Origin of the sequence: Frankia sp. Hr75.2 (genome assembly GCF_949319125.1) — a bacterium.
Classification (GTDB): domain Bacteria; phylum Actinomycetota; class Actinomycetes; order Frankiales; family Frankiaceae; genus Parafrankia; species Parafrankia soli.
In genome coordinates this window covers 1-1,475 of record NZ_CASGGV010000146.1, presented here as the reverse complement: position 1 = coordinate 1,475, position 1,475 = coordinate 1, and the positions used below count along the sequence as shown (strand labels likewise).

Genomic DNA, 1,475 nt, shown 5'->3' with positions numbered 1-1,475 from the left:
AATCTCTCGTCACCGGGCTCTTCTCATCAAGCCATCCAGAACTCGGTCGTCCATTCCCAGTGCCTGACCAGGTGGGGAGCACGTTGCGCGAGTTCCTTCCACCATTTCAAAGCCCTCTTGAACGACCGCAGCCGTTTGTACTTCTTGCGAGCCCACAGCAGTATGTAGGCGTTGATCCGGCGGAGGAGTGGCCTCAGCCTGCTCGGATAGAACCGGCCGTAGTAGTTGAGCCAACCGGGCACAATCTTGTTGATCCATGCCGCGATTTCGTTCAGGGACATCGTGTTCCACCGGTGTAGCTGCCAGCCGTGTACCTCGCGACTCATTTTCTTCATCGCATCCTCGCTGACGGCCGGAAGGAAGCTGTTGAAGGCTTTCCCTCCCGGCCCCATCGCCGAGCGCTTCCGGAACGTATAGCCAAGGAAGGTGAACGAGGTGTTCTCGTAGGAATCCTCGCGTCCGTCCTGCTGGCAGTAGACGACCCGTGACTTGTCGGGATGCAACTGCAGCCCGCAGTCGCTCAGCCGGGCCGCAATCCGCTGGCCCGCATAGCGGGCCTGCTTCTCTGTGAAGCAGTGCACCACGATGTCATCGCAAAACCGCTCGAATGGCAGGGTGGGAAACTCCCGTGCCATCCAGGCGTCAAAAGCGTAATGAAGGAAGAGATTTGCAAGCAACGGTGAAATCGCCGACCCCTGTGGGGTTCCGCGGTCGCGCTGCTCCAGGGTACCGTCAGGGTGCTGCACCGGCGTGGTCAGCCATCTTTTCACGTACAGCACCACCCATTTCTTGTCGGTGTTGGCCTCTACCGCCTTCATGATGAGGTCATGCGGAACATTGTCGAAGAACCCTTGGATGTCGAGCTCGAACACCCACGGATGCGTGAAACAACGCTTTCTGCACGCTGCGACCGCGTCCAGCGGTGACCGTCCCGGACGGTAGCCGTATGAACTCGGGTGGAACATCGGTTCCACTGTTTTCCCAAGCTCCGCGGCGACCACCGTTTGGGCCACCCGGTCGCCCACAGTGGGCACACCGAGGCGGCGCATTCCCTCACCATGTAGCTTCGGCACTTCGACAAGCTTCACCGGAGGCGGAAAATACGACCCCGAGGACATCCGGTTCCACGTCACATAAAGCCTGTCACGCAAATCAGATTCGAAATCCTCGATCGTGCAGCCGTCCACCCCCGGCCCACCCTGGTTTTCCTTCACCTTCCTGAACGCTTCCACCACCGCCTGCTTCGGGATCGCAAACGGCTTGTCCTTCGACTTTGGCTCCTCCACCGCACTCCTCCCGACCATCCGGCCGGTTGATGACAGACGAAGTTCCATGATGAGCCGCCCCCTTGGCTCCAGACCCATTACAGGCCCTTCACAGCTACTACAAGGCGGTCCGCCAGCGAGTAAGGCAACGGTACTCAACCCCTAACGGATCTGCCGATCGGGGCGCTCCCTCATGCCCAGGGTAATACT

General features: G+C 59.7%; 1 protein-coding gene. It reads right to left on the bottom strand.

What is annotated here, in order from left to right:
• Positions 1 to 26: 26 nt before the first annotated feature.
• Complete coding sequence (ltrA, locus tag AC559T_RS12750) at positions 27 to 1,286, bottom strand: group II intron reverse transcriptase/maturase (RefSeq protein WP_498868836.1); 1,260 nt, start codon at positions 1,284 to 1,286, stop codon at positions 27 to 29.
• Positions 1,287 to 1,475: the final 189 nt, after the last annotated feature.